The sequence below is a fragment of the Microcoleus sp. Pol7_B2 genome (genome assembly GCF_036701035.1).
GTDB lineage: Bacteria > Cyanobacteriota > Cyanobacteriia > Cyanobacteriales > Microcoleaceae > Microcoleus.
In genome coordinates this window covers 1-1,726 of sequence record NZ_JAUBQB010000189.1, presented here as the reverse complement: position 1 = coordinate 1,726, position 1,726 = coordinate 1, and the positions used below count along the sequence as shown (strand labels likewise).

Below are 1,726 nucleotides of genomic sequence, written 5' to 3'. Positions count from 1 at the left end.
TGGTCAATCCTAAGCACTTTAAAAACTGGTTTACAAGCTGCTGTTACTGTACTTCATAAACTTGGAATTTGCTGTAAAAATGCGCGACGAACTCGGAGTCTTGTACTTAGATAGTGATTTTGTTACCTTGTGTCGAGCTACCTGCGGTCAAAGTGCTTGCTCTCCAGGGCTATTAGCATTAAGCTATTGCATATTTAAACTGTGATACAAGAATTGCCCTTATTTTTGATTTTGTGCCCTCCTTTAATTATTAATTATCGTTCATTTAAGATGCCATGCAATAAATATTCTAGCTTTTCAATTGATGTAAAAAATCGAGTGAGTATATATTCTTTTGTTGAATGCCATACTAATGCAATTAAGTTATAGTATAGGCTGTATTCGGGGAGAAATTCTCAATGAAGATTAGGCATTTCTGTTTCAACTTTTTTCAGGTACTCTTCTTTCTTATGAAAACTACCATTGTCAAGAATGATAACTATTGTTGCTCCTTTTTCAGCCAATTTTGAGGCTTGGTTACTTGCTAATCCCATTCATTGATTAGCTTTCATAAAAGAGTTTTAGCAATTGATAAAACTTATATTACTTGCCTCTTTTGAGAAACTATACCTACATTTTTTGAGACAAATTCCTCCCTGCTCCCATTACATTACCTCTGGCTTTTCTTCGGTCTCTTCTGACCTTTTTTCGGCTTTTTTTTTTACACCACTTTTTTGTGCTGGTGACTCTTAAACTAAATCCAATGTCGTCCCAAAACCATACCTGTAATCGCTCTGGCGTTCCTTTTTATACTTTTAAATATTTTGCTATATTTATTTTAAACGCTGTCCTTTTTTTAGGATCTTTCTTGGACTCTAGGCTATACTTAGCGAGCGAGGTAAACATAGTTTTTTTGCTTTAATATCCTCCGAACTTGTCCTACATATAATTTTATTTATGTGAATTATTATAATTATGTTGCTAATCTCTGCGCTGTCCATCTTCCAAAATTATATCCTACTTATTGAGGGTCTTTGTCTATAGTTTTTAATAATATATGTATATATTTATCTCTGGCTTTTTTGTAATTTTCCTCCATTTTTTTATCTATCAAACTTTCTAGATTGTCTGGGTCTCCATTGAGACACTCTGTTGGATATTTGGTTGACTGAGCAACCCAAAAAATCAGCGATTTTAGATTTTGCTTTGCCGTCATTGAGCAATAATAAAATCATAATTATTTCTAGAATATTTGCTTTTTTTCCCTCTATTAAAGCTTTTTGTAGTTTATCTATTTGTTGGGGCTTGAGATGTTTTTTGGGCTGGCATTTTTGTATTGAGTGACTCAACTAAATTTTTATTATACCCTATTTCCAGGCACAACAGTTTCTACTCTTTTTGAGTCAATAACAGAGCCAGCTTTCACAGATTCAATTGACAACATTTATAATCATAATATTTTAATTGGACGACCTCTGAGATGCGACAAAACTTAACTACTGTCAATATTTATTAAGCATTAAAATTAAAATGAACTAGGAGTTGTGCCGACAGTTTCAGAAACCCGGTGGGTTTCTATATTTATCGTTATTTATCATTGCCAAACCTCGGATTTTGCCCAGAAAACCGATTTTTTAGTGGAGCGTCCTGCAGACAGTATAATAACTCACAATTTCTTCAGAATTACTGACTATTTTTTTAGTTGCTAAAAATGTAACAACCCGGATATTTAGCAATTTCAGTGGGA

The 1,726-nt window shown here is 33.3% G+C and carries 1 pseudogene; it reads right to left on the bottom strand.

The window, feature by feature from the left end:
- Positions 1–254: 254 nt before the first annotated feature.
- Positions 255–1,316 (bottom strand): annotated as a pseudogene (locus QUA57_RS28460) (IS630 family transposase).
- Positions 1,317–1,726 lie beyond the last annotated feature (410 nt).